Source organism: Pseudomonas sp. MM227 (assembly GCF_947090715.1).
Classification (GTDB): domain Bacteria; phylum Pseudomonadota; class Gammaproteobacteria; order Pseudomonadales; family Pseudomonadaceae; genus Aquipseudomonas; species Aquipseudomonas baltica.
The window spans coordinates 2,360,066-2,379,686 of the sequence record NZ_OX352319.1 but is presented as its reverse complement, the minus strand read 5'-3'; the positions used below and the strand labels follow the sequence as shown (position 1 = coordinate 2,379,686).

The following is a 19,621-nucleotide window of genomic DNA, read 5'->3' as shown; positions in this document are numbered from 1 at the left end:
TGGCGCACTCTGGGAAAAACGACGCGCTATCAACCGGTCATCTGCGCCAACCAGTCTTGCCGCATTTGCGGTACCGATTCGACAAGGCTCTGTGTGTAGTCATCAAACGGTGCGCTGAGCGCTTCAGCAGTGGGTCCTCGGTGAACGATACGGCCGTTGCGCAACACCGCCACCTCATGGGCAATCTGCTTGGCGACGTGCAGGTCGTGGGTGATGAACAGGTACGACACGCCCGTTTCGGCTTGCAGATGCCGCAGCAACGCCAGAATCTCCTGGGCAACCAGCGGATCCAGCGCCGAAGTGGGTTCATCACAAATGATCAGTGCAGGCTCGGCAGCCAGCGCGCGTGCAATGCATACGCGCTGTTTCTGCCCCCCGGAAAGCGTGTGCGGCAGTCGCTTTGCGATGTCTGCAGGCAGGCCCACCTGGCCCAGCAATGCGATCACCCGTTGTTGCCGCAGCTGTCGGCTTGACCCGGTAAATTTCTGCACGGCGCGATCGAGCTGATCGCCGATCGACAGTCTGGGATTGAGCGCACTATCGGGAATCTGATGGACCAGCTGGACCTGCTGCAGGTGCTGGTGGGCACGCTGGCCGAGCGTCAACGGCAGCGCCTTGCCGTTCAGCGTCATCGACCCGCCAACGTCCGCGAGCAATCCGCAAATGGCTCTACCCAAGGTCGACTTACCTGATCCTGATTCGCCGATGAGCGCCAGCGTGCAGCCTTGCCACAGACGCAGGGAAACGTCGTCCAATACCGGCCGATGGTGATACCTGGCGCTCAGTGAGCGGATGGTCAGCAGTTCTTTCTGCACCGATGGAACAACGCCTGGACCGCGAGAAGTGCATCCGGCATCGAGCAGATCCCGGGTGTAGCGCTGCGTCGGCCTTTGCAGAATCTGCTGCGTCGTCCCGTGCTCCACGCATTGGCCATGACGCAACACCATGATGCGGTCGGCCAGTTGTGCAACCACGGCCAGGTCGTGGCTGATGTAGATGGCGGCTACACCTGCCCGGCGGATGACCTGCGCAATGGCCTGAAGAATGCCCAGTTGCGTGACGACATCCAGTGCGGTCGTCGGCTCGTCGAAGACGATCAGCTCGGGCGAACTGCACAGCGCCATGGCGATCATCGCGCGCTGCAGCTGCCCGCCCGACACCTGATGCGGGTAACGTGTGTAGAACGTTTCAGGCTCCGGCAGACTGAACTCGGTGAACAGCTGCAGTGCCCGCGCCTTGGCCGTGGCCGCATCCATGGGCCCGTGCAACTGCGCAGCTTCGATCACCTGGGCACCGATGGTCAGAGCCGGGTTGAAGGCCGATCCAGCCGATTGTGCGACGTACGCGATGCGCCTGCCGCGTATCCGTCGCAAGCCAGGTTCGGCAAGGCGCAGCAGGTCCTGCCCATGGAACAGGACTCGCCCGTCGGCAAGCGTCATGCCTTCACGCAGATGACCCAGGATCGCCTGGCCGACAGTGGATTTCCCCGCTCCGGACTCGCCGATCAGACCCAGCACTTCTCCGGCATTGAGCGTGAAGGACAGGTTATCGACCAGCATCTGCCCAGGCTCGCCTCTGGCGGCAATTCGTAACTGGTCGACGCACAACAGTGGAGGTGCAGAGGCGTGGGTCGAATCAGTCATGGTTGCGCGCTCCCCACTGGCGTGTGTTGCCGTTCAGCAGCCAATCGGCCAGCGCATTGATGCACAGCGCCAACACGGCAATCGCTGCACCCGGTATCAACGCGGCCCACACACCGAACAACACGCCGTCCTTGTTATCCCGGGCCAATCCGCCCCAGTCTGCCGTAGGGGGCTGAATGCCCAGCCCGAGGAAAGACAACGCGGACAGAAACAGCAGAATGAAAACGAAGCGCAGGGCGAATTCCGCGATCAGGATGGGCAGGGCATTGGGCAGAATTTCCCGCAGCAGAATCCAGGCCATGCTTTCTCCGCGCATGCGCGCCACGTCGATGAACTCCATGGCGGCAATATCCGCCGCCAAGGCACGCGCCACGCGCAGAATGCGAGTGGCCTCCAGCAGCCCGAGCACCAGAATGATCACAGCCAGGGTCTTGGGCAGCGTTGCCAGAATCACCAGCGCCAGTATCAACGTCGGTATCGCCATCAGCACGTCGTTGATACGCGAGATCAGTTGGTCGATCCAGCCCCCGGCAGCTCCAGCGATGAAGCCCAGCGTCGTTCCCCCGACGAACGCCACCAGAGCTGCGGCGGCGGTCACCGACAGCGACGTGCGCGTGCCCCAGATCAGCCGCGACAGCAGGTCGCGGCCCAGATTGTCGGTGCCCAGAGGCGCCAGCGCCGACGGGACATCCCAGGCTGCGCCAATCACCTGGTCGGGAGCATGGGGAGCCAGCCAGGGCGCGAAAAGGGCGACGGCCACGAACAGAACCAGACCGACGATGCCGGGCAGGTGAACGATTTTCGGTGCGGGCATGAATTATTTTCCGTGGCGTAGACGGGGGTTGGTCAACAAAGCGATCACGTCGGCGAACAGATTCAGCAGGATGTAGATGGCTGCCAGCACCAGCGCGCAACCCTGGACCACGGGCACGTCCCGTTTGCCGATGCTGTCGACCAGGTACTGGCCCAGGCCGGGATAGACGAAAACGTTTTCCACGATCACCACGCCCACCATCAGGTAGGCCATGTTCAACACGATGACGTTGATGATCGGGCCCCAGGCATTGGGCAAGACGTGCCGCCACAAAACCCGCATGGGTGAAAGCCCCTTGAGCACGGCGGTATCGACGTAGCTGCTGCGCTGGGCATTGAGCAGCGCCGCTCGGGTCATGTTGCTCATGTGGCCCAGCACGGCGAGTACCAGCGTGGCCATGGGAAGTGCGATGGCTGTCAATCGGTCCGAGAACGGCATCCCTGCCTGCACGCTGCTGTTGCTGGGCAACCACGCGAGGGTCATCGAAAAGATGAAGATCAGCAGGTAGCCGGAAAAAAATTCGGGCAAGGCCACTGTGGTGCGACTTGCCAGGCTCAACAGGCCATCGACCCAGCCGCCATGGAAACGTACCGAAACGAACCCCATGATCAGCGCCAGCGGTACCGCGACCAACGCGGTGATGCCTGCCAGGAACAGGGTGTTTTGCAGCCGTTCCAAGAGGGCCGTAGAGATGGTTTCCCGAGAGCTCAGGCTGACGCCGAACTCACCTTGCAGCACCCCACCCAGCCACTGCACATAACGCCAGCCGGCCGGCTGATCCAGGCCCAGTTGCAGCTTCAGGGCCTGGATCGCCGCAGGGGTTGCGGACTGACCCAGAATTGCGGTTGCCGTATCGCCCGGTAGCAGGTTCAGGCCGATGAAAATCAACAGCGAAGTCGCCAGCAGCATGACCATGCCGACCGCCAGGCGCCGCGCAATCATGCTTGCCAGCGCGCCTTGCCCCCCCGCGCGAGCGATAACCGAAAGTGTCACCGACATCGACTTTATCCTTCCAGCCAGACTTTCTCGGCGGCTCGGTTGCCACTGAGCGGCACCCCAGGCACCGACGTGAAACCCTTGACGTTCTTGCGCGTGGCTGCCAGCGCATCGGCGTACAGCGGGATGATTTCACTGCTCTGCTCGACCAGCATCACCTGGATGTCGTGGTAGATCTGCCGGCGTTTGTCTTCATCGGTTTCGCCACGCGCCGCTTTCACCAACTGATCGAAAGCCGGGACGCGCCAAGCGGATTCGTTCCAGGGGGCCTGGCTGGTGAACACCATGGACAGCAATGCATCTGCAGTGGGGCGTGCCCCCCAATTGGAGGTGCAGAACGGCTTTTTCAGCCAGGTATCGGTCCAGAATGCGTCGTTTGGCACCCGTTCGATGCCCAGGGGAATGCCAGCCTTTTGCGCCGACTGTTGATACAGCTGAGCCGCATCCACCGCCCCTGGAAAGCCCGCGTCTGCCGCGAAGAGCGTGAGCGGGCCTGCGAACCCTGCTTTTTGCCAGTGGAAGCGCGCCAGATCAGGGTCGTAAGGTCGCTGGGGAATATCCTGCGCGAAGTACCGGTTCGATGGGAAGACTGGATTGTCGTTGCCCAGCGAGCCATACCCGCCCAGGACCGTGTCGATCAACTGTTGCCGGTCTATCGCGTATTTCAGTGCCAGACGCCCATCGAGGGAATCGAACGGCGCCACGTGGGCCAGGCCGGGCAGGGTGAATATCTGACTGTCCTTGTCCCGCACCAGCTGAATCGAGGGCAGCTTTTCGATGCGCCCGACTATGCGCGGATTGACCCGATTGATGATCTGCACGGAACCACTGACCAGCGCCGCGACCCGGGCTGTCGAGTCATTCATGGCCAGGGTTTCGACGGAGTCGACATGGCCCCGTGAAGGGTTCCAGTGGTTGGGGTTGCGCTTGACCAGCATGCGCACGCCCGGCTGGAAGCTTTCCAGAATGAAAGCGCCGGTGCCGATGGCTTTTTCGAAGGCCTCGTTTTCGGCCGTGATCACGAAATGCACCGCTGACAGCAAGGCGATGAACTCGACGTTCGGCTCCGCCAGCGTGACAGTGACCTCGTGATCCGCAGTGGCTCTCAAGCTCGTGACCGGGTCCAGATAGACCTTGACCGGGGAGGACGACTTCTCGTTGCGGTGGTGGTTGAGCGACCAGACCACGTCCTTTGCACTCAAGGCGCGTCCATCATGAAAATGCACGCCTTTGCGGATGTTCAGGACCCACTTGCGGCCACCGTCATCGCTGGACCAGGATTCGGCGAGTGAAGGCACGATTGCTCCGCTATCGTCGACTTCCACCAAAGCATTGAACAGCTGACTGCCGGTGAAATACATCCAGCTTTCGAACCAGAAGGCCGGATCCAGGCGGTCTGTGGTCGACGCGTTGTCCAGGCCGATTGTCAGGTGGCCGCCTTTTCTGGGGGCCTGTGGCTCCTGCGCGAAGGCATTGGCCAACGGCCAGGCGGAGGTCATGGCCGCTGTCATCGCGGCCGCTCCGGTACCCTTGATGAACGAGCGACGATCAAACATGCAGGGCATCCTGGGCAACGGGTACGAAGTCGGAGCCGGCGAGGGCGGTCGACAGTGCGCGAATGTGTTCCGGACCGATGCCACAGCAACCGCCGACGATACTGGCACCCTGATCGACCCACTCACGCGCCCAGCGCAGGTAATTGTCCGGCTGGGTGTCGCGGCGCAGTGCGCTGATGCCGACGTTGGCACCCCGTTTATGGTCCGACGGTTCGAAGGCATTGGCATAGATGCCGAGCGGTAAACTGCTGTGTGCGCCAGCCTCGAGCAAGGCAGCGCTCATGACTTCCGGCGGGCTGCAGTTGAACAGCACGGAAGCCGCGCCCAGTTCGACTGCCGCCAACACGGCGTCGGTGATGCTTTCGCCAGATCGCAGGCGAGCCTTGCCCTGGGCGTCCAGCGCGTCATCCAGCGTGAAGGAAAACCAGCGTGGTCGCGGGTCGTCTTTCAATAACTCGGCCACCAGCCTGACTTCCGCAATGGAGCTTTGCGTCTCTGCCAGCCATAGATCGACATGCTCGCTCAGCGCGTCGATCAGCACCCGCAGGACCTTGCCAGCCTGCACCGGCTCGAACAGATCCGGGCGGTACGAGCCAAGCGGGGGAGGCAGCGACCCGGCGACGCGAACGGCGTGAGGACTGGCATCGGCAGCGGCACGGGCGAGGGTGCCCGCCAGCTGCGCCAAAGCGATGCCGTCGTTCTCGAACCGCGCCTCGCCGATATGGAAGGGCACCACGGCATAGCTGTTGGTGGAAATGACCTGCGCACCGGCAGCGATGAACGCGTCATGCGCCTGGCGCACATATTCCGGGGCTTCGATCAGCGCCAGCGCAGACCACTCGGGTTGACGAAACGGTGCGCCGTTTCGCGACAGCTCTCGGCCCATGCCGCCGTCGAGGATTTGAATGTGTTTTGCCATCGTATTCACCAGAGCGCCAAATGATGGCTGTGTTGTAGTGGACACTCAGTCACAAACCCACGACCGAGCAATCGCGAAGAACGCATTCGAACGCAGCTTGCCATTCAGGGTTTTCAACCAGACAAACGAGCGTCGAAGTGCAGCGTCCTTAGATTGAATCGCACTATAAAAGCCATCGCAACGATCACAATGGAATAGACTGCTCTGATTCAGATATATATTTTCCAACTGTTTACGGAGCAACAGTCATTCAACAGTATGACTTCGACACTCACCCCGGCATGATGGGCAGTGACATCTGAGAGCAAATGAACCGTATATCAATCGTTACGTGAACAATGAATCTTCCATTATTCGTTTCTCTCGACGGGCCCAAGGGCACCGGTAAAACCACGTTGTTGGAGGCCGTAACTAAACTATTGAGGGCCGACGACAAAAAAGTGATCCGGTTATGCGAGCGCAAGAGCGATCCCTTCAGGGGTGAAACGATGGTCCTGGTCAACCAACTTGCGAGAAGTCCCCGTCAGGACTTGGAGTGGGAGATCTGTGAGCGCTTTGCCCAGAGCCGGGCCTGGATCTCGCAGCACGTGCTGACCCGGCAGCCACGCGACAGCATCATCCTGATCGATCGCTGGTACCCATCGGAGGCCGCATTTCGCCGGATGGTCCCATTCGCAGACATTCTGCAGCTGAACATCGATCGAAACGTGCGAGTGCCGGACCTGCATGTCGGGGTTGTTACAGACCCGGATATTTCATGGGCGAGGGCAGCAGCACGAAGGCGCGGACTCAGCAGTACGGTGATCCATACCTTGCAAGAACATGTCGCTTGTACCCAGGCGTTCGAACGGGCGATTGCAGATCATGGCTGGGTTTGCTGCCGTAATGACGGCAGCCTCGAACAGGCGACGATGCAGGTGGTTTCCGCGATCAACAGGGTCCTTGGGTCGGTGCGGGAAGGGAGCGTGTGATCCCACTACCGCTCGACCACACGTGCCAACCTCACCACCGTCACGCCATTGCCCAAATGCCGTAGCGACGGTTGCACCAGCACACAATCATCGTATGGCGTGACCACTGCTTGGTCGCCATCCCAAGCCAGCACACTCCCAGCCTCGCCAATCAACTCCAACCCACGAAAGTCCTCGACGAAAGCGAACTCCATGCTTCGGGCCACCACCGGTTCGGTAACCTGCAAGAAGCGCTGGGCTTGCGGCGCACTCGTGCTGATGTAGTTAGCCATGTCTGCTGGCTCCACCACCCCCGTCGTCACAAGAAAGCGAGCCGTTACGTCCATGGCTACCTCACAGCTACGTTGGGAGAAGTGCTGCCCGGTCTCGATCAGCAAGGCATTTTTCTGGCTCAACGGGTCTGCGAAATCCTGGTAGTCGCGCAGGCGGCGGCCATTTGGGTGGCCGGCATCGGCGGCCACGGTTCGCGGAACACCCAGTGTGGCGGCGAAATCCATCCCTTTGGTCTGGGCGCCACACATCATGATCGGCGGCGCTTCCTCGTGCATGGAATGGATATCCAGCAGCAGGTCCACCGTATCGACGATGGGGCGTAGTTCCCGTGCCCGGCGCAGTTCGATCGAGTCCTCTGGTCCATCGAGTTTGCTCGGCAACCAAACCCGGTTCATGTCCTCATCGAGATAGCGAGTGGCGTCGATGTCATCCGGGTCGAAGGCGTGATAGGCGGCGACGTTGCCAAACGCCAGTGTCAGGCGACCGCGCACCGGGCGCACTTCATCCTTGAGCAACCTATCCAAGGCAATCGCGCCGCTGACCTCGTTGCCGTGGGTCAACGCCATCACCATGACGTGAGGGCCGGCCAGGCCGCTGTCGAAAGAATGCACGTAATCGACGCCGCAGTTCCCTTCCTGCCATGAGCGAATGTCGGGAAATTCCACCTCGATGGGGTAGGGGGTCAGGGTAGCGCGTACTTGTTCCAAGGTCTTCATGCAGGTCTCCTGCGGACAAAAGGTGTTTTGGCAGTAAAGGGCAGCGTGGATGTCAGGGTATTGAGTTTTTGCAAGCACACGGCTCAGGTGGGGCGATGATTACGCATGCGTCTACCCAGAACGATCACCGCAATCACGCTGACCAGCGAGGTGGCCACCACATAGAAGCTGGGCGCGAGTTTGCTGCCGGTAACGTCGATCATCCACGTCACGATCAGCGGAGCGAAACCACCGAACAGGGTCACGGAAAAGTTGTAGCTCAGCGCGAGTCCGGTGCCGCGGATGCTGGTTGGGAAAATGTCGGCGAGCATCGCCGGGATCGGCCCCAGGCAGGCGGCGATCAAGATCCCCACCACTGCTTGCACCATCAGCAGGGTCGTGACGCTGGGGTACAGATTCAGCCAGACGAACATCGGATAGGACGACAGTCCGGTGATCAACAGCGCCAGAGTGAGCACGCGGAAGCGACCAAAGCGGTCCGACAGGCTGCCGAACACCGGCGCCATGAACATCAACATCACACCAGTGACCAGCGCGCCCAGATAGGAGGAGGTGGCAGTAATCTGCAGTTGTTTCAGGGCGTAGGTGGGCATATACAGCTTGTGTACGTAGTTGAACGCCGTTGCGCCAGCCACCACGCCAATGGACAGCAAAAGGCTGGTACGGCCCTTGACCAGTACGTCGCGCAGCGGGGTCTTGGCTTCGCCCTTGGCGGCGACTTTCTGAAAATCAGGGGTTTCGTCGATCTGGCTCCGAATGTAGAAGCCGACTGGGCCGATCAACAAGCCGACCCCGAATGCCACGCGCCAGCCCCAGTCGTTCAACTGCACATCGCTGAGCAGGTAGCTGAGCAGAGCACTGACGCCCGCCGCCAGCACGGTGGCAAGACCTTGAGTCGCCAACTGCCAACTGGCGAAGAAGCCTCGGCGGCTGGGGTCGGCATGCTCGACCATGAAAGCTGTGGCGGCGCCGAACTCTCCGCCGGTGGAAAAGCCTTGAAGCATGCGCGCGACGATGATCAGCAACGGCGCGGCGACACCTATCTGTTGGTAGGAGGGGGTAAAGGTGATCATGGCGGTGCCAATCAGCATGATCAGGATCGACATCGTCAACGATGCTTTGCGCCCCGCGCGGTCGGCGTAGGACCCCAGCACGATGGCGCCCAGTGGACGCATTAGGAACGAGATGCCGAACGAGCCCACCGCGAGCAGCAGGGAGGTGGTCTCGTTGTCGGACGGGAAGAACAGTTTGCCGATCACCACGGCGAAGTAGCCGTAGATCAGCAGGTCATAGAATTCCAGGGCGTTGCCGAAGCTGGCGGCAATGATCTCTTTCCATGGCCCGCGCCGGGTAGTGGCCGGGGTCGCGTGCAGAGTGGTCGAGGCTGTACTCATGGGTGGTTTCCGGGTTCGTTTCACGATTATTGATCCGTCCACCGGGCACAGGCAGTTGGTGGACACGATGGCAATCATTGTTATGGGTGAAAACGACCGGGCAGCGGTGGAAGGTCTGCGCCTTCGTGGCTACCTGGCCCGAGACCAAGGTGAATCAACGTTGCGTCGCGGACAATTGCTGATTGGGCACAAGCCCGAGCCTATCCGGCACGGGCTCGTAATCGCGGATGTGACAGACTTGCCTCAGGGCCGGTGTTTTTTGTTAATGCGCCGTAACAGTGCGCGCAATGGGCGACTCAAACCGGATCCAGGCCTTCCCAGATGCGCATCACCTGTTCGCTTCGATTGGCGCGCAGTCGATGCAACGAAACGTCGAACGGGATGTGCAGTTCGCTGCCCCCCGCGAGCACCAGCTCGCCAGCAGTCAATGCATCCTTGACCACCATGCCAGGCAGCCAGGCGAGCCCGGAACCGCGCTTGGCCATTTCTAGAATCGCCTCATAGGAGTCGGCTTGGTAGATCATGCGCAGTGCCAGGCGCTGCGGCAGCTTGGCCAGGTGCTGAGCCAGCACGCCACGCAGTGACAACGAGGGCGACAAGCCCAACCATGCGATGCTGGAGTCGTCGCTGTCCGGACCGATGGCGAATCGCGGCTGGCCGCTCTCATCGGGAGCGCTTACCGGTACAAGTTGTTCCTGCGCGAGCACCTTGGAATCAAAGCGTTCGGCGTCCACCAGAATTCGCGTCAGGGGGCTGGAGTAGATGAGTTGCAAGTCGACCTCGCCGGCGGTCAGCTTGAGGATGGCTTCTTGGGCGCCGCCGGTAACCAGTGATACGGGGAACGCGCCGAAGCGCTGGTGCAGCGACTGGTACCAGTCGGGAAAAAACACACGTGCCAGGGTGCGTCCGGTGGCGATGCGCAGTGGCTGGTCACGGTTGAGACCGATGGTCTGGAACTGCGCACGGGCTGCCAGCAGCAGCTCCATCGATTGGCTCGCCGCGTCCAGAAACAATAGGCCGGCGGGGGTGAGGGACAATGGCTGTTTGCGTTCGATCAGGGGGACGCCAACCCAATCTTCCAAAGCACGGATGCGTCGACCGAAAGCGGGATGGGTCACACAGCGTATCTCGGCGGCCCGCGACAGGCTGCGAGTGCGCGCCAGTTCGATGAAGTCTTCCAGCCATTCCAGTTGCATCGATGCTCCTCATGGCGTCAAGAGCGACCGCGGGCTGCAACACGCCACCCCAAAGGGATGGCGTGAGGCTGCTTGCAAAGTTACTGCACGGTGCCTTGCAGGGTAGGGCCAGGTGTTGCGCCTTTGCGGCGAGTGAGTCGCTTGCCCAATTGCACGCCCGGCATCTCGACATACTTGTAGGTCAATGTCGAGACCAGCAGTACCGCCGCCAACTGCAAGACGACGATGCCGTTGTCGAGCCATATGCTGTGGGTCGAGATGTACTTGACCATGTTGGGCATGTCATGGCCCTGCAGGGTCTCTGTCAGGTCGGTGTGCAGCACTTTCGACAGCACGATCACGGCGCTCTTGAAAACAAACAGAATGGCGGCGTGGGTCAAGTAGATGGAGAACGACAGGGCGCCCAGCCAGAGGAAGAAGCGCTGGTGCAGCAGTCGCGAGATCACGCCGCGCTCGAACGCAAATACCAGAATCAAGACACAGAACAGCAGGCTGGCATACACGCCCTTGTGATCGATGTTCGACACCAGCAGACGATAGCTGCCCAGCACCAGGGCAATCTCCAGCAGATTGAAGTCCACGGCGTCCAGGTCCAGGTCCTTGATGCGATCGTAGAGCACGTACAGGCATGCACCGGCGAAGAAGCACGAAGCGCCGCGGAAGATTTCCAGCTTCAGCCAGGATTCACCATTCCACAAGGTGATGAAGGCCGCCAGAGACACCATTGCGAAGACCTTGACCTTGCTGGTGCGCGCCAGCACTGCCATGACGCCAAATATCAAGTACAGGTAGTACTCGATGCTGATACTCCAGGAGGGGTAATTGAACGAGCCGGTCATGGCGCTGTTCAGCCAGGATTGCAGCAGGAGCAGGTTGGGCAGAAATTCGTCCATCGACGTGGCGCCGCTGAACGCCGGTTCGTTGAAACTGAAGCCCTTCCTCTCAGCCAGCGAGCGACCCATTTCCAGCACCAGGTAAACGCCCAACATGGTCAGGTGCAGGGGATACAGGCGAGCCGTACGACTGATGAAGAAATTTTTATAATCGGTCGCGTTGTTCAAACGCTGGCCATAGGTGTGAAACAAGACAAAACCACTGAGGATAAAAAAGAACTCCACAAGCAGGAAGGCGTTCTTGAAAAACTCGAGTTCGGCAATGCTTTGCACCACGTAAGTGTGGAACAGCACGACGGCAACCGCGCAGAGGCCGCGGAAACTGTCGAGTACGACAAATCTTTTCATGGGTAGTCCAGGGCGTTGTAAGTATTGCTACCCGGTGTCATGCCGAAGAGGCATGGCCCGTAGCCATCACACGAGCTAAGCTAAAGCAAGTCATCGGTAGGCACAAGGGCAATTTGGTCGATTCTATAGGCCAGGTAAAAAGTATGGATCTGACCAACAGCGCCTTCTTGGGATTGAGCAGGCCGCCGTTCTTCTGGATGCTCCTGAATCAATGCTTTGCCCAACCTGTGTCAGTCATTTTGTGGAGAAGTAGATCCCTGTATAGCTTAAGAGTCGGTACAAGCAGTCAGTGACCTCCAAGAGCTTTCGTCGAGTATCAAGCACGACTTATCCTCTATGGATCAACGAGTAGCGGCTAGGGGAGTGGCCCCATCGGCTCAAGCTCACGTATGAGGTCAATGAGCAGGCGCAGACCAACAGGTATCTGTCTGAAACTTGAGTAGTAAATGTGAAAGCCTGGGTCATAGTGAGTCCAATCCACAAGGACCCGCTGCAGAGATCCTTCCGCAATCTGCCGCTCGACTACCTTCTGCGGGACGTACATCAAGCCTACGCCGCGCATAGCCATCGCCACACCGACGCGACCCTCATCAATAGTGATGGGCCCCGGCACATCTATCTCCATCTGCTGACCGCCTTTCGAGAACTGCCAGTGGTAGATGCGTGCATTGCCCAGGCGCACACGCAGACACCGATGATGGTGCAGGTCGTCCGGATGCATCGGAATTCCGAAACGCTGCAGGTAATCCGGCGCGCCAACGACGGCCCAAGCGACATCGGGAGAGAGTCGCTGGGCGATCATGTCTTCGGGCACCGTCCCGCCGTAACGTATCCCCGCATCATGGCCGTCACCAATGACATCTACCATTCGATTCGTGACGGTGAGGTCAACCTCTATATCCGGATAGCGATCAACGAAGACTGGGAGGACCGGGCCGAGGATGAGTTTCGCGCCGTCGCTCAAGACGTTTAGTCTGATGCGTCCGGCAGGCTCGTCGCGCAGCCGGTTCAGGGCCTCCAGCGCCTGACCGATATCATTTACCGGCGCGCTGATGAGGCCCTGCAGCTCTTCGCCAGCTGCCGTAAGCGTCACGCTTCGTGTTGTGCGGTTAAGCAGTCGAACGCCCAACCGTGTCTCTAGCCCTTTCATGGCATGGCTTAGCGCAGACGCGCTGATCCCCACGTCCAGCCCAGCTTTCCTGAAGCTCTGGTGCCGAGCGATGGCAAGGAAATAAATGATATCTGCCAGGTTCGTGCGGCTCAGCTGCATTGATGACTCCGATGGTAAAGCGTTAAGGTCAGCCGACTTCCGGCAAGTGGTCAATCAGCTTATCGAGCGTAATGGGATAGTCACGGACTCTAATGCCGGTCGCGTTATAGATAGCGTTGGCAATCGCCGCAGCGGCGCCAGAAATACCTAGCTCGCCGACGCCTTTAGCCTTCAACGGCGTGGCATAGGGATCAACCTCATCCAGGAAAATAACCTCCTGATGGGGGATGTCGGCATGTACCGGCACTTCATAGCTGGCCAGATCGTGATTAACAAAAAAACCTAGGCGATGATCCACGACCATTTCCTCCATGAGCGCAGCACCGGCGCCCATGGTCATTCCCCCGATGATCTGACTTCGTGCCGTTTTTGGATTGAGTATCCTGCCCGCTGCGCACACTGCCAGTTGACGACGAATACGGATCTCGCCAGTGGCAGCATTTACTCCAACCTCAACGAAATGGGCGCCAAAAGTTTGCTGAGCGTACTCCTTGGCGAGGTCGCCAAACTCCATGAAGTCTTCGGACACCAGCTCGCCGTTCTTTGTCGCAGTGGTCAATGGCAGACTTATCGACCCTTGACGAACGTGGCCAGCGACAAATTCGGTGAGGGTCGGATCAAGGCCCAGCTTCATCGAAACGGCTTCCCTGAGCTTCACACAAGCAGCGTAGACGCCTGCCGTAGATGAGGCAGCGCCCCATTGACCGCCCGAACCGGATGATTCCGGGAAGTGCGAGTCGCCCAAGTTTACGTTTACCTTGTCCATATCCACGCCCATCATTTCCGCAGCAGTCTGGGCAATAATCGTGTAAGAGCCGGTGCCGATGTCGGTCATGTCAGTTTCGACGGTGACTATGCCTTCGCGGTCAAGCCGGACTCGAGCAGCGGACTTTGTCGTAGGTGCACCTCGGATCGCGGAGGCCATTCCCAAGCCAACCCACCATCCGTCACGGAGTTCTTTGGCCGGATGGGTGTTACGTCGCGCCCAGCCGAAATGATCAGCCCCCTTATTCAGGCACTCTACTAACTGGCGTTGAGAGAACCGGCGATCCGGCTGCTCGGGATCTACTTGGGTGTCGTTGATAACACGAAATCTTACGGGATCCATCCCCAGTTTCTCTGCCATCTCGTCCATGGCAATCTCCAGAGCCATCATGCCCGGCGCTTCACCGGGCGCACGCATGGCGCTCCCTTCAGCAAGGTCGAGTTGGGAAAGATAGAGGCGGGTCATGCGGTTAGCACCCGCATACAATGTTCGGGTCGATGCGGTGGCGGCTTCAGTGCGCCCACCTCGCAGATTGCCCGACCAGCTCTCATGACCAACGGCAGTGAGCTTGCCGTCGGAGTTGGCACCGAGCCTGATTCTTTGAATCGTCGCAGGCCTATGGGTCAGGTTGTTGAACATAAGCGGTCGGGGAAGTGCGACCTTCACCGGGCGTCCAGCCTCTTTCGAGGCAAGAGATGCCAATACCGCGTCGCACAAGATAGTACCTTTGCCGCCAAAGCCGCCGCCGATGTAGGGCGAAATGAGGTGAATGTTCCCTTTGGGAATCCCCAGTGTTTTAGCCAGGTCTCTGACGCCCCAATTCATCTGTTGGATCGACGTCCAAAGCGTCAGTTTGTCACCCTGCCATTGAGCAATGGTAGCGTGAGGTTCCATCATCGCGTGCGCATGATCCGGAGTGGTGTAATGGCCGTCGAGTGTCACTGCGGCCTGCGTAAATGCGCCTTCAAAATCCCCGATCTCAGTGTGTGGGGGAGGGCCAAACGCGCCCGCCGCTGGCGTAGTGGCAGACGCTCGCTGTGCTGAGAGGTCGTAGGCGCCAGTTTCTCTGACGTAGTAGACCCTCAGCAATGCCGAAGCCGCCCTGGCTTGTTCGAACGTCTCTGCCACGACGATTGCTACGGCTTGGTGATAGTGATCGACTTTCGGCCCGGCAAGTGCCCGATCAACGTAAAATTCACCCCTGTCCAATTGACCTGCATTTTCGTGGGTGACGATGGCGATGACACCGCTGGCTTGCCGTGCCTCGCTTGAATCGATAGACGATATCCGACCTTTGCCGATTGCCGAGCCGACAACATAGCCGTAGGCGGGAGGGCTTAGTGCGGCTCGTTGTTCGTAAGCATAGGTGGCTGTGCCGGTCGTCTTCAGTTTGCCCTCAACACGATCCTTTGGCTGACCGATCACCTTCATCTGATCTATCGGGTTTGTGCTCGCGGGCGTATCAAACTTCATTAGGCATACTCCTGGTCAATCGACCGCAGCCGTGCGAGGCCGTTGTGAAGAAGACGAACTGGACAAAGCCAGACCGATCGTCCGTTCCGCCAGTTTGATTTTGAAAGCGTTTTGGGTAGTTGGATTAGCGCCAGCCAGCAAGTGTGTTGCTACGGCTTTAGCGCCGTCAGGCAGAAAAGCGTCGGCCGCTTCACTTCGCCAGGGCTTGTATGAGACACCCCCAAGGGCTAGTTGCCCCGTCCCATCGGGCAGCACGATCGCAGCGACTGAAACCAGCGCAAACGCATAAGACGCACGGTCACGAACCTTGTAGTAGATGTGCTCGCCGCCAACAGGCTTGGGCAAGGTCACAGCGGTAATCAGCTCGCCTGGCCCAAGGACGTTTTCGATATGAGGGGTGCTCCCTGGGGCACTGTAGAGGTGGTCGATCTCAATCGTTCTGACGTGACCGTCTGAATTGAGTGTTTCTACCTTGGCGCCCAATGCTCGCATCGCCACCGCCATGTCGCTGGGATGGCTGGCAATGCAGGCATCGCTGACACCTATGACCGCTTGTTGCCGACTGGCACCGCCCATTGCAGAGCAGCCAGTTCCCGGGCGACGCTTGTTGCAGGGCTGATTAGTGTCGTAGAAGTACGCACACCGGGTGCGCTGTAACAGATTGCCTGCCGTCGTGGCTTTGTTGCGCAATTGTCCTGACGCGCCGGCAAGCAGCGCCCTGGAGAGGACGGCATAGTCTCGACGCACCTGTGGCGCAGCCGCCAGATCAGTGTTGCGCACCATGGCGCCAATCCTTAGCCCGCCTTCGTTCGTCGCGGTGATTTTGTCGAGCGCCAATCCGTTTACATCAATCAGATGCTGCGGGGTCTCGATCTCCAGTTTCATCAGATCGAGCAAATTGGTACCACCGGCGATGAATCGGGCTCCCTCGTGGCTTACGCAAGCGTTAACCGCTTGCTGCATAGATGCGGCGCGTTCGTACGTGAAGGACTTCATGCCTCGCCTCCTGCTGATTCCTGGATGGCGTCGACGATGTTGGAGTACGCACCGCAACGGCAGATATTCCCACTCATGCGCTCCCGGATTTCGACGGCGCTGACTTGGCTCTTGGCAATCAGATCACCGCTGACGTGACTGGGTATGCCGGCTTTTATTTCTTCAAGCATCGCGACTGCCGAGCAGATCTGGCCAGGCGTGCAGTACCCGCACTGGTATCCGTCATGCTTGATGAACGCTGCTTGCAGTGGGTGCAGGTTGTCCGGGGTACCGAGGCCTTCAATGGTGGTGATGCTGTCGCCTTCGTGCATGACCGCAAGTGTCAGGCACGCGTTGATTCGTCGACCCTCAACGATCACCGTACAGGCGCCGCACTGGCCGTGGTCACAGCCTTTCTTGCTGCCCGTCAGATGCAGCCTTTCTCGAAGGGCGTCCAGAAGCGTGGTGCGGTTGTCGACATCCAGGGCAACTCGCCGCCCGTTGAGGGTAAACGTCACATGACTGACTGGCGGAGTTTGCGCTGTCGATTTGATATTGGCGGTCGCTTGGGCGTGATCGACCTTTGCCAAAACCGCAGTGACCGCAGTGCCTGCGGTGCCAATGAGCACTTGTCGGCGGGACATCTCTATTCCCGCTCCGGATGCGGTGGGATTTTCGGGGTTCATGAACGTCTCCGATCGCAATGTGTGTGGCATAAGCGGGTATCAGTTACTGATGACTTACCGGCGCACGTCTGATGTGAGGGCAATGACGGCACGCAGTGCCGTATTTTCATGACTAGAGCCTATGGCACTGCGTTCCAGCTGATAACTGCGATTTTAAGAATGAATCCATGAGTAGCGCTCAGTAATGTCCACAAAGGCCCTGAATTGGCGGGTATTAAGGTATCGGGGATTGAATACAGCTGCCGGCCGCGGCTTGACCACTCCTAACGGTTATCTGGTTTAATCAGGGACAATCGTGAGCGATGGCTGAGGCAAGGCTTCGCAGTCCTTCATCAGAGAAGTATAAATGCGAATATCAATCCTCAAGGCCATGTTTTTTTAGTGGTGTTTGGGTGGGATCAGCGGTTGCCGCACTACCTTCTGAGCAAATTGTGCGTATTGCGCAGCTTGTCATCGATCCTTCTCAACTGGCGGCTTGTCAAGTTGCCGTCAAAGAGGAAATGGCCGACTCCGTCCGTCTTAAACTGGGTGTGCTGACTCTCTACTCAGTTGCAGAAAAAGGACACCCGAATAGGCTCCATTTCTTTGCAATCTAATCGGATGGAGCGGCATATCAAAGCCATATTGCTTCACCGCATTTTCAAGAATACGTGAAAACGACTCAGTCGATGATCCTGTCTAAAGAGTTGATCGAGACCTTCCCGGTTTAACTCAGCATTCAGCCGGGTCGATGATAGATCTGTTCGAACTGACGGGTCATTAGGGAGTCGTGCGCAGAGCCAAGTTTTTTCAAATGGGGGAAATGTGATGAAGAGTTTAAGAGTGATGGCGCTTGCAGCAGCGGGTCTTGCGTTTGTCTCAATGAATAGTTTTCAGGTAATGGCGTCTGAGGCTTCGTACGCACATGCCCCGGCCTACTATGTCGGCGAGTTTGAAATTACCAATCCAGAAGGTATGAAGCCTTACAGCGCAGGGGTTGAAGCCACCTTCAAACCCTATGGCGGGCACTTCGTCGTGCGTGGCGGCAAGACTATTTCGCTTGAGGGTGTAGCGCCGAAGCGGCGACGCGTTGTTATCGAATTTGAAAGCATCGAAAAGGCCCAGGCTTGGTACAACTCTGCGGAGTACACCGAACTCAGGAAAATCCGCCAGCGATCAGCTAACACAGATGTTTACTTGATTGAGGGAGTCCCAGCCCAATAACTCACTCCTAACCCAGGCGCCGCGTGAGCAGCCACTCGTGTTCAACGCGGCCGCTGGGGAAGGAAGTAATACTAAAGCCACATGACTGCTTTTGCGTGGCAGACACTGCAGGACTAAATCTGCCGTAGGCTACAAAAAGGCGCCGCTACAACGCTCCGCCTTCCAGTATCATTTTACGGCGGCCCACGTTCGCAAGCCCCGACCAGCTATCTTTACCCATCCCTTTGCATCTGAGGTTTTTGTCGGCTCGTGAACACCTCATGCACTACCGGCACGGCGGTGAACACGTTGGGCCACCCGGCGTAGAAGGCCAACTGAGTCAACATTTCCGAGGCTTGAGCCTGCGTCAGTCCGTTATCCATCGCGCGATTGAGATGAGCGGCCAGCTGAGCGACTTGTCCCGTGGCGATCAGGGCGCTTACGGTGACGAGGCTTCGATCACGTGGGGCCAGGCCTGGGCGCAACCACAAGTCGTGGAACAGAGAAGCGCTGGTGTAATGAACAAGACCCGCAGACACAGGCCCTACATTCTTATCGACATACGCCGTACGAACCTTTTCGGAAGCCTGGTCGATAGCGAGTAGGGGAGGTGAGGCAGGCGGCAATTGATCCGGCGTGATCCCGCGCCGGGTGAATACCTCTTTGGTGACAAGAATCGTAGCGGTTGCGTTGCCCCAACCGGTATAGAACGCCAGGTGGTTGATGACTTCGGAAATCTCCGAAGGCTTGACGCCGTTGTCCAGTGCCAGATTCAGGTGATACGCCAACTCGACCGTTTGCTGCTTGGAAATCAGCACCGCCAGTGTGGTTAGGCTGCGATCGCGGGGCGATAAGCCCGGGCGTTTCCACACCTCACCCAGGAGGGTGATCTCAGTGTTATGAGCCAGCGCGGGAGATACTGCACGCATGTCCTCAAGAGTCGGCACTTCCGGAGAGCGATGTGCGGACATGGGGTCTTTGGTCGAGCACGCGACCAGTAATAGGGTCAGGCAGGCGACGCCTGCTTTTGCCCAGCTCATCGGGAAGCCTCGTACTGCGCTTCGCTGACCAGTTCCATCCACTCGACGTTTTTCCCGTCGACAGCTTCCTGGATGGCCATATGAGTCATCCCTGTAATCGCGGTAGCCCCATGCCAATGTTTGACGCCGGGCGGTGTCCAGATGACGTCGCCTGGTTTGATAACGATCTTCTCTCCGCCTACCTGTTGTACCCAGCCGGTACCCGCCGTGACTATCAAGGTTTGGCCTTTGGGGTGGGTATGCCAGGCTGCTCGTGCTCCGGGCTGGAAAATGACTGCGCCTGCCGAGACAGTCGAGGGTGCGCGTGCCGGAAAGAGAGGGTCGATGCGCGCGTTTCCAACAAAGTTGGCTGGCGCTCCCATCATCGAAGGTTGTTCACCATTTCGGGTGACGGCCATCATCGAAGGTTGTTCACCATTTCGGGTGACGGCCATTACCTGATCGTTTGGAATCTCGGCGCTATGAGCAGAGATGGCGGTACACATCACTACGGCCAACGAAGACGTCTTG

The 19,621-nt window shown here is 58.9% G+C and carries 17 protein-coding genes; 2 read left to right on the top strand and 15 right to left on the bottom strand.

What is annotated here, in order from left to right; genetic code table 11:
• Positions 1-29: 29 nt before the first annotated feature.
• Genes ONG87_RS10720 through ONG87_RS10700 form a run of 5 tightly spaced genes read right to left on the bottom strand, consistent with a single transcriptional unit; the run spans position 30 to position 5,928 of the window.
• Positions 30-1,643 (bottom strand): ABC transporter ATP-binding protein, encoded by a 1,614-nt coding sequence (locus ONG87_RS10720; RefSeq protein WP_264381198.1) that lies wholly within the window; start codon positions 1,641-1,643, stop codon positions 30-32.
• Complete coding sequence (locus tag ONG87_RS10715; RefSeq protein WP_264381197.1) at positions 1,636-2,457, bottom strand: ABC transporter permease; 822 nt, start codon at positions 2,455-2,457, stop codon at positions 1,636-1,638. Before ONG87_RS10715 ends, ONG87_RS10720 begins: the two co-directional genes overlap by 8 nt.
• Positions 2,458-2,460: 3 nt before the next feature.
• Complete coding sequence (locus ONG87_RS10710; RefSeq protein ID WP_192057062.1) at positions 2,461-3,456, bottom strand: ABC transporter permease; 996 nt, start codon at positions 3,454-3,456, stop codon at positions 2,461-2,463.
• Positions 3,457-3,461: 5 nt separating this feature from the next.
• A complete protein-coding gene (locus ONG87_RS10705; protein WP_264381196.1) occupies positions 3,462-5,009 on the bottom strand; it encodes an ABC transporter substrate-binding protein in 1,548 nt (515 codons plus the stop codon).
• Positions 5,002-5,928, bottom strand: a complete 927-nt coding sequence (locus ONG87_RS10700; RefSeq protein WP_264381195.1) for a homocysteine S-methyltransferase family protein — start codon at positions 5,926-5,928, stop codon at positions 5,002-5,004. Before ONG87_RS10700 ends, ONG87_RS10705 begins: the two co-directional genes overlap by 8 nt.
• A 338-nt stretch (positions 5,929-6,266) precedes the next feature.
• Between ONG87_RS10700 and ONG87_RS10695 the strand changes: the two genes are divergently transcribed.
• Positions 6,267-6,899 (top strand): dTMP kinase, encoded by a 633-nt coding sequence (locus tag ONG87_RS10695; RefSeq protein WP_264381194.1) that lies wholly within the window; start codon positions 6,267-6,269, stop codon positions 6,897-6,899.
• Positions 6,900-6,904: 5 nt separating this feature from the next.
• Here the strand turns inward: ONG87_RS10695 and ONG87_RS10690 are convergent, their stop codons facing one another.
• The 8 genes from ONG87_RS10690 to paoA form a co-directional block, all read right to left on the bottom strand.
• Entirely contained in the window at positions 6,905-7,888 is a 984-nt protein-coding gene (locus ONG87_RS10690; RefSeq protein WP_122478018.1) for a M14 family metallopeptidase, read from the bottom strand.
• A gap of 83 nt (positions 7,889-7,971) precedes the next feature.
• Positions 7,972-9,282, bottom strand: a complete 1,311-nt coding sequence (locus tag ONG87_RS10685; RefSeq protein ID WP_122478019.1) for an MFS transporter — start codon at positions 9,280-9,282, stop codon at positions 7,972-7,974.
• A gap of 296 nt (positions 9,283-9,578) precedes the next feature.
• Positions 9,579-10,478, bottom strand: coding sequence for a LysR family transcriptional regulator (locus ONG87_RS10680; protein WP_122478021.1), 900 nt, complete (start codon positions 10,476-10,478; stop codon positions 9,579-9,581).
• A gap of 80 nt (positions 10,479-10,558) precedes the next feature.
• On the bottom strand, positions 10,559-11,719 hold the full coding sequence (locus tag ONG87_RS10675; RefSeq protein WP_264381193.1) for an acyltransferase: 1,161 nt from the start codon (positions 11,717-11,719) through the stop codon (positions 10,559-10,561).
• A 355-nt stretch (positions 11,720-12,074) separates the two neighbouring features.
• A complete protein-coding gene (locus ONG87_RS10670) occupies positions 12,075-12,989 on the bottom strand; it encodes a LysR family transcriptional regulator (RefSeq protein WP_122478024.1) in 915 nt (304 codons plus the stop codon).
• Between the two features lie 28 nt (positions 12,990-13,017).
• Positions 13,018-15,228: an aldehyde oxidoreductase molybdenum-binding subunit PaoC gene (paoC, locus tag ONG87_RS10665; protein WP_264381192.1), complete on the bottom strand. Its 2,211-nt coding sequence runs from the start codon at positions 15,226-15,228 to the stop codon at positions 13,018-13,020.
• 15 nt (positions 15,229-15,243) lie between these two features.
• Positions 15,244-16,224, bottom strand: a complete 981-nt coding sequence (locus ONG87_RS10660; protein WP_192137155.1) for a xanthine dehydrogenase family protein subunit M — start codon at positions 16,222-16,224, stop codon at positions 15,244-15,246.
• On the bottom strand, positions 16,221-16,889 hold the full coding sequence (gene paoA / locus ONG87_RS10655; protein WP_185793322.1) for an aldehyde dehydrogenase iron-sulfur subunit PaoA: 669 nt from the start codon (positions 16,887-16,889) through the stop codon (positions 16,221-16,223). Before paoA ends, ONG87_RS10660 begins: the two co-directional genes overlap by 4 nt.
• Positions 16,890-17,696: 807 nt before the next feature.
• Here paoA and ONG87_RS10650 point away from each other — a divergent pair.
• Positions 17,697-18,092, top strand: coding sequence for a DUF1330 domain-containing protein (locus ONG87_RS10650; protein WP_192057070.1), 396 nt, complete (start codon positions 17,697-17,699; stop codon positions 18,090-18,092).
• 212 nt (positions 18,093-18,304) lie between these two features.
• Here the strand turns inward: ONG87_RS10650 and ONG87_RS10645 are convergent, their stop codons facing one another.
• Together ONG87_RS10645 and ONG87_RS10640 are read right to left on the bottom strand one after the other, a co-directional pair.
• The gene (locus ONG87_RS10645) at positions 18,305-19,111 is read right to left on the bottom strand and encodes a carboxymuconolactone decarboxylase family protein (RefSeq protein ID WP_264381191.1); all 807 of its coding nucleotides are present in this window, start codon (positions 19,109-19,111) and stop codon (positions 18,305-18,307) included.
• A complete protein-coding gene (locus ONG87_RS10640; protein WP_264382853.1) occupies positions 19,108-19,545 on the bottom strand; it encodes a cupin domain-containing protein in 438 nt (145 codons plus the stop codon). The genes ONG87_RS10645 and ONG87_RS10640 overlap by 4 nt, the downstream gene beginning before the upstream one ends.
• Positions 19,546-19,621: the final 76 nt, after the last annotated feature.

Coding starts and splice junctions, on each gene's coding strand:
- ONG87_RS10710 (WP_192057062.1), bottom strand. CDS start 3,456: ATGTCGGTGACACTTTCGGTTATCGCTCGCGCGGGGGGGCAAGGCGCG.
- ONG87_RS10660 (WP_192137155.1), bottom strand. CDS start 16,224: ATGAAGTCCTTCACGTACGAACGCGCCGCATCTATGCAGCAAGCGGTT.
- ONG87_RS10685 (WP_122478019.1), bottom strand. CDS start 9,282: ATGAGTACAGCCTCGACCACTCTGCACGCGACCCCGGCCACTACCCGG.
- ONG87_RS10650 (WP_192057070.1), top strand. CDS start 17,697: ATGAAGAGTTTAAGAGTGATGGCGCTTGCAGCAGCGGGTCTTGCGTTT.
- ONG87_RS10705 (WP_264381196.1), bottom strand. CDS start 5,009: ATGTTTGATCGTCGCTCGTTCATCAAGGGTACCGGAGCGGCCGCGATG.
- ONG87_RS10680 (WP_122478021.1), bottom strand. CDS start 10,478: ATGCAACTGGAATGGCTGGAAGACTTCATCGAACTGGCGCGCACTCGC.
- ONG87_RS10645 (WP_264381191.1), bottom strand. CDS start 19,111: ATGAGCTGGGCAAAAGCAGGCGTCGCCTGCCTGACCCTATTACTGGTC.
- ONG87_RS10700 (WP_264381195.1), bottom strand. CDS start 5,928: ATGGCAAAACACATTCAAATCCTCGACGGCGGCATGGGCCGAGAGCTG.
- ONG87_RS10690 (WP_122478018.1), bottom strand. CDS start 7,888: ATGAAGACCTTGGAACAAGTACGCGCTACCCTGACCCCCTACCCCATC.
- ONG87_RS10675 (WP_264381193.1), bottom strand. CDS start 11,719: ATGAAAAGATTTGTCGTACTCGACAGTTTCCGCGGCCTCTGCGCGGTT.
- ONG87_RS10695 (WP_264381194.1), top strand. CDS start 6,267: ATGAATCTTCCATTATTCGTTTCTCTCGACGGGCCCAAGGGCACCGGT.
- ONG87_RS10715 (WP_264381197.1), bottom strand. CDS start 2,457: ATGCCCGCACCGAAAATCGTTCACCTGCCCGGCATCGTCGGTCTGGTT.
- ONG87_RS10640 (WP_264382853.1), bottom strand. CDS start 19,545: ATGGCCGTCACCCGAAATGGTGAACAACCTTCGATGATGGCCGTCACC.
- paoA (WP_185793322.1), bottom strand. CDS start 16,889: ATGAACCCCGAAAATCCCACCGCATCCGGAGCGGGAATAGAGATGTCC.
- ONG87_RS10720 (WP_264381198.1), bottom strand. CDS start 1,643: ATGACTGATTCGACCCACGCCTCTGCACCTCCACTGTTGTGCGTCGAC.
- paoC (WP_264381192.1), bottom strand. CDS start 15,228: ATGAAGTTTGATACGCCCGCGAGCACAAACCCGATAGATCAGATGAAG.
- ONG87_RS10670 (WP_122478024.1), bottom strand. CDS start 12,989: ATGCAGCTGAGCCGCACGAACCTGGCAGATATCATTTATTTCCTTGCC.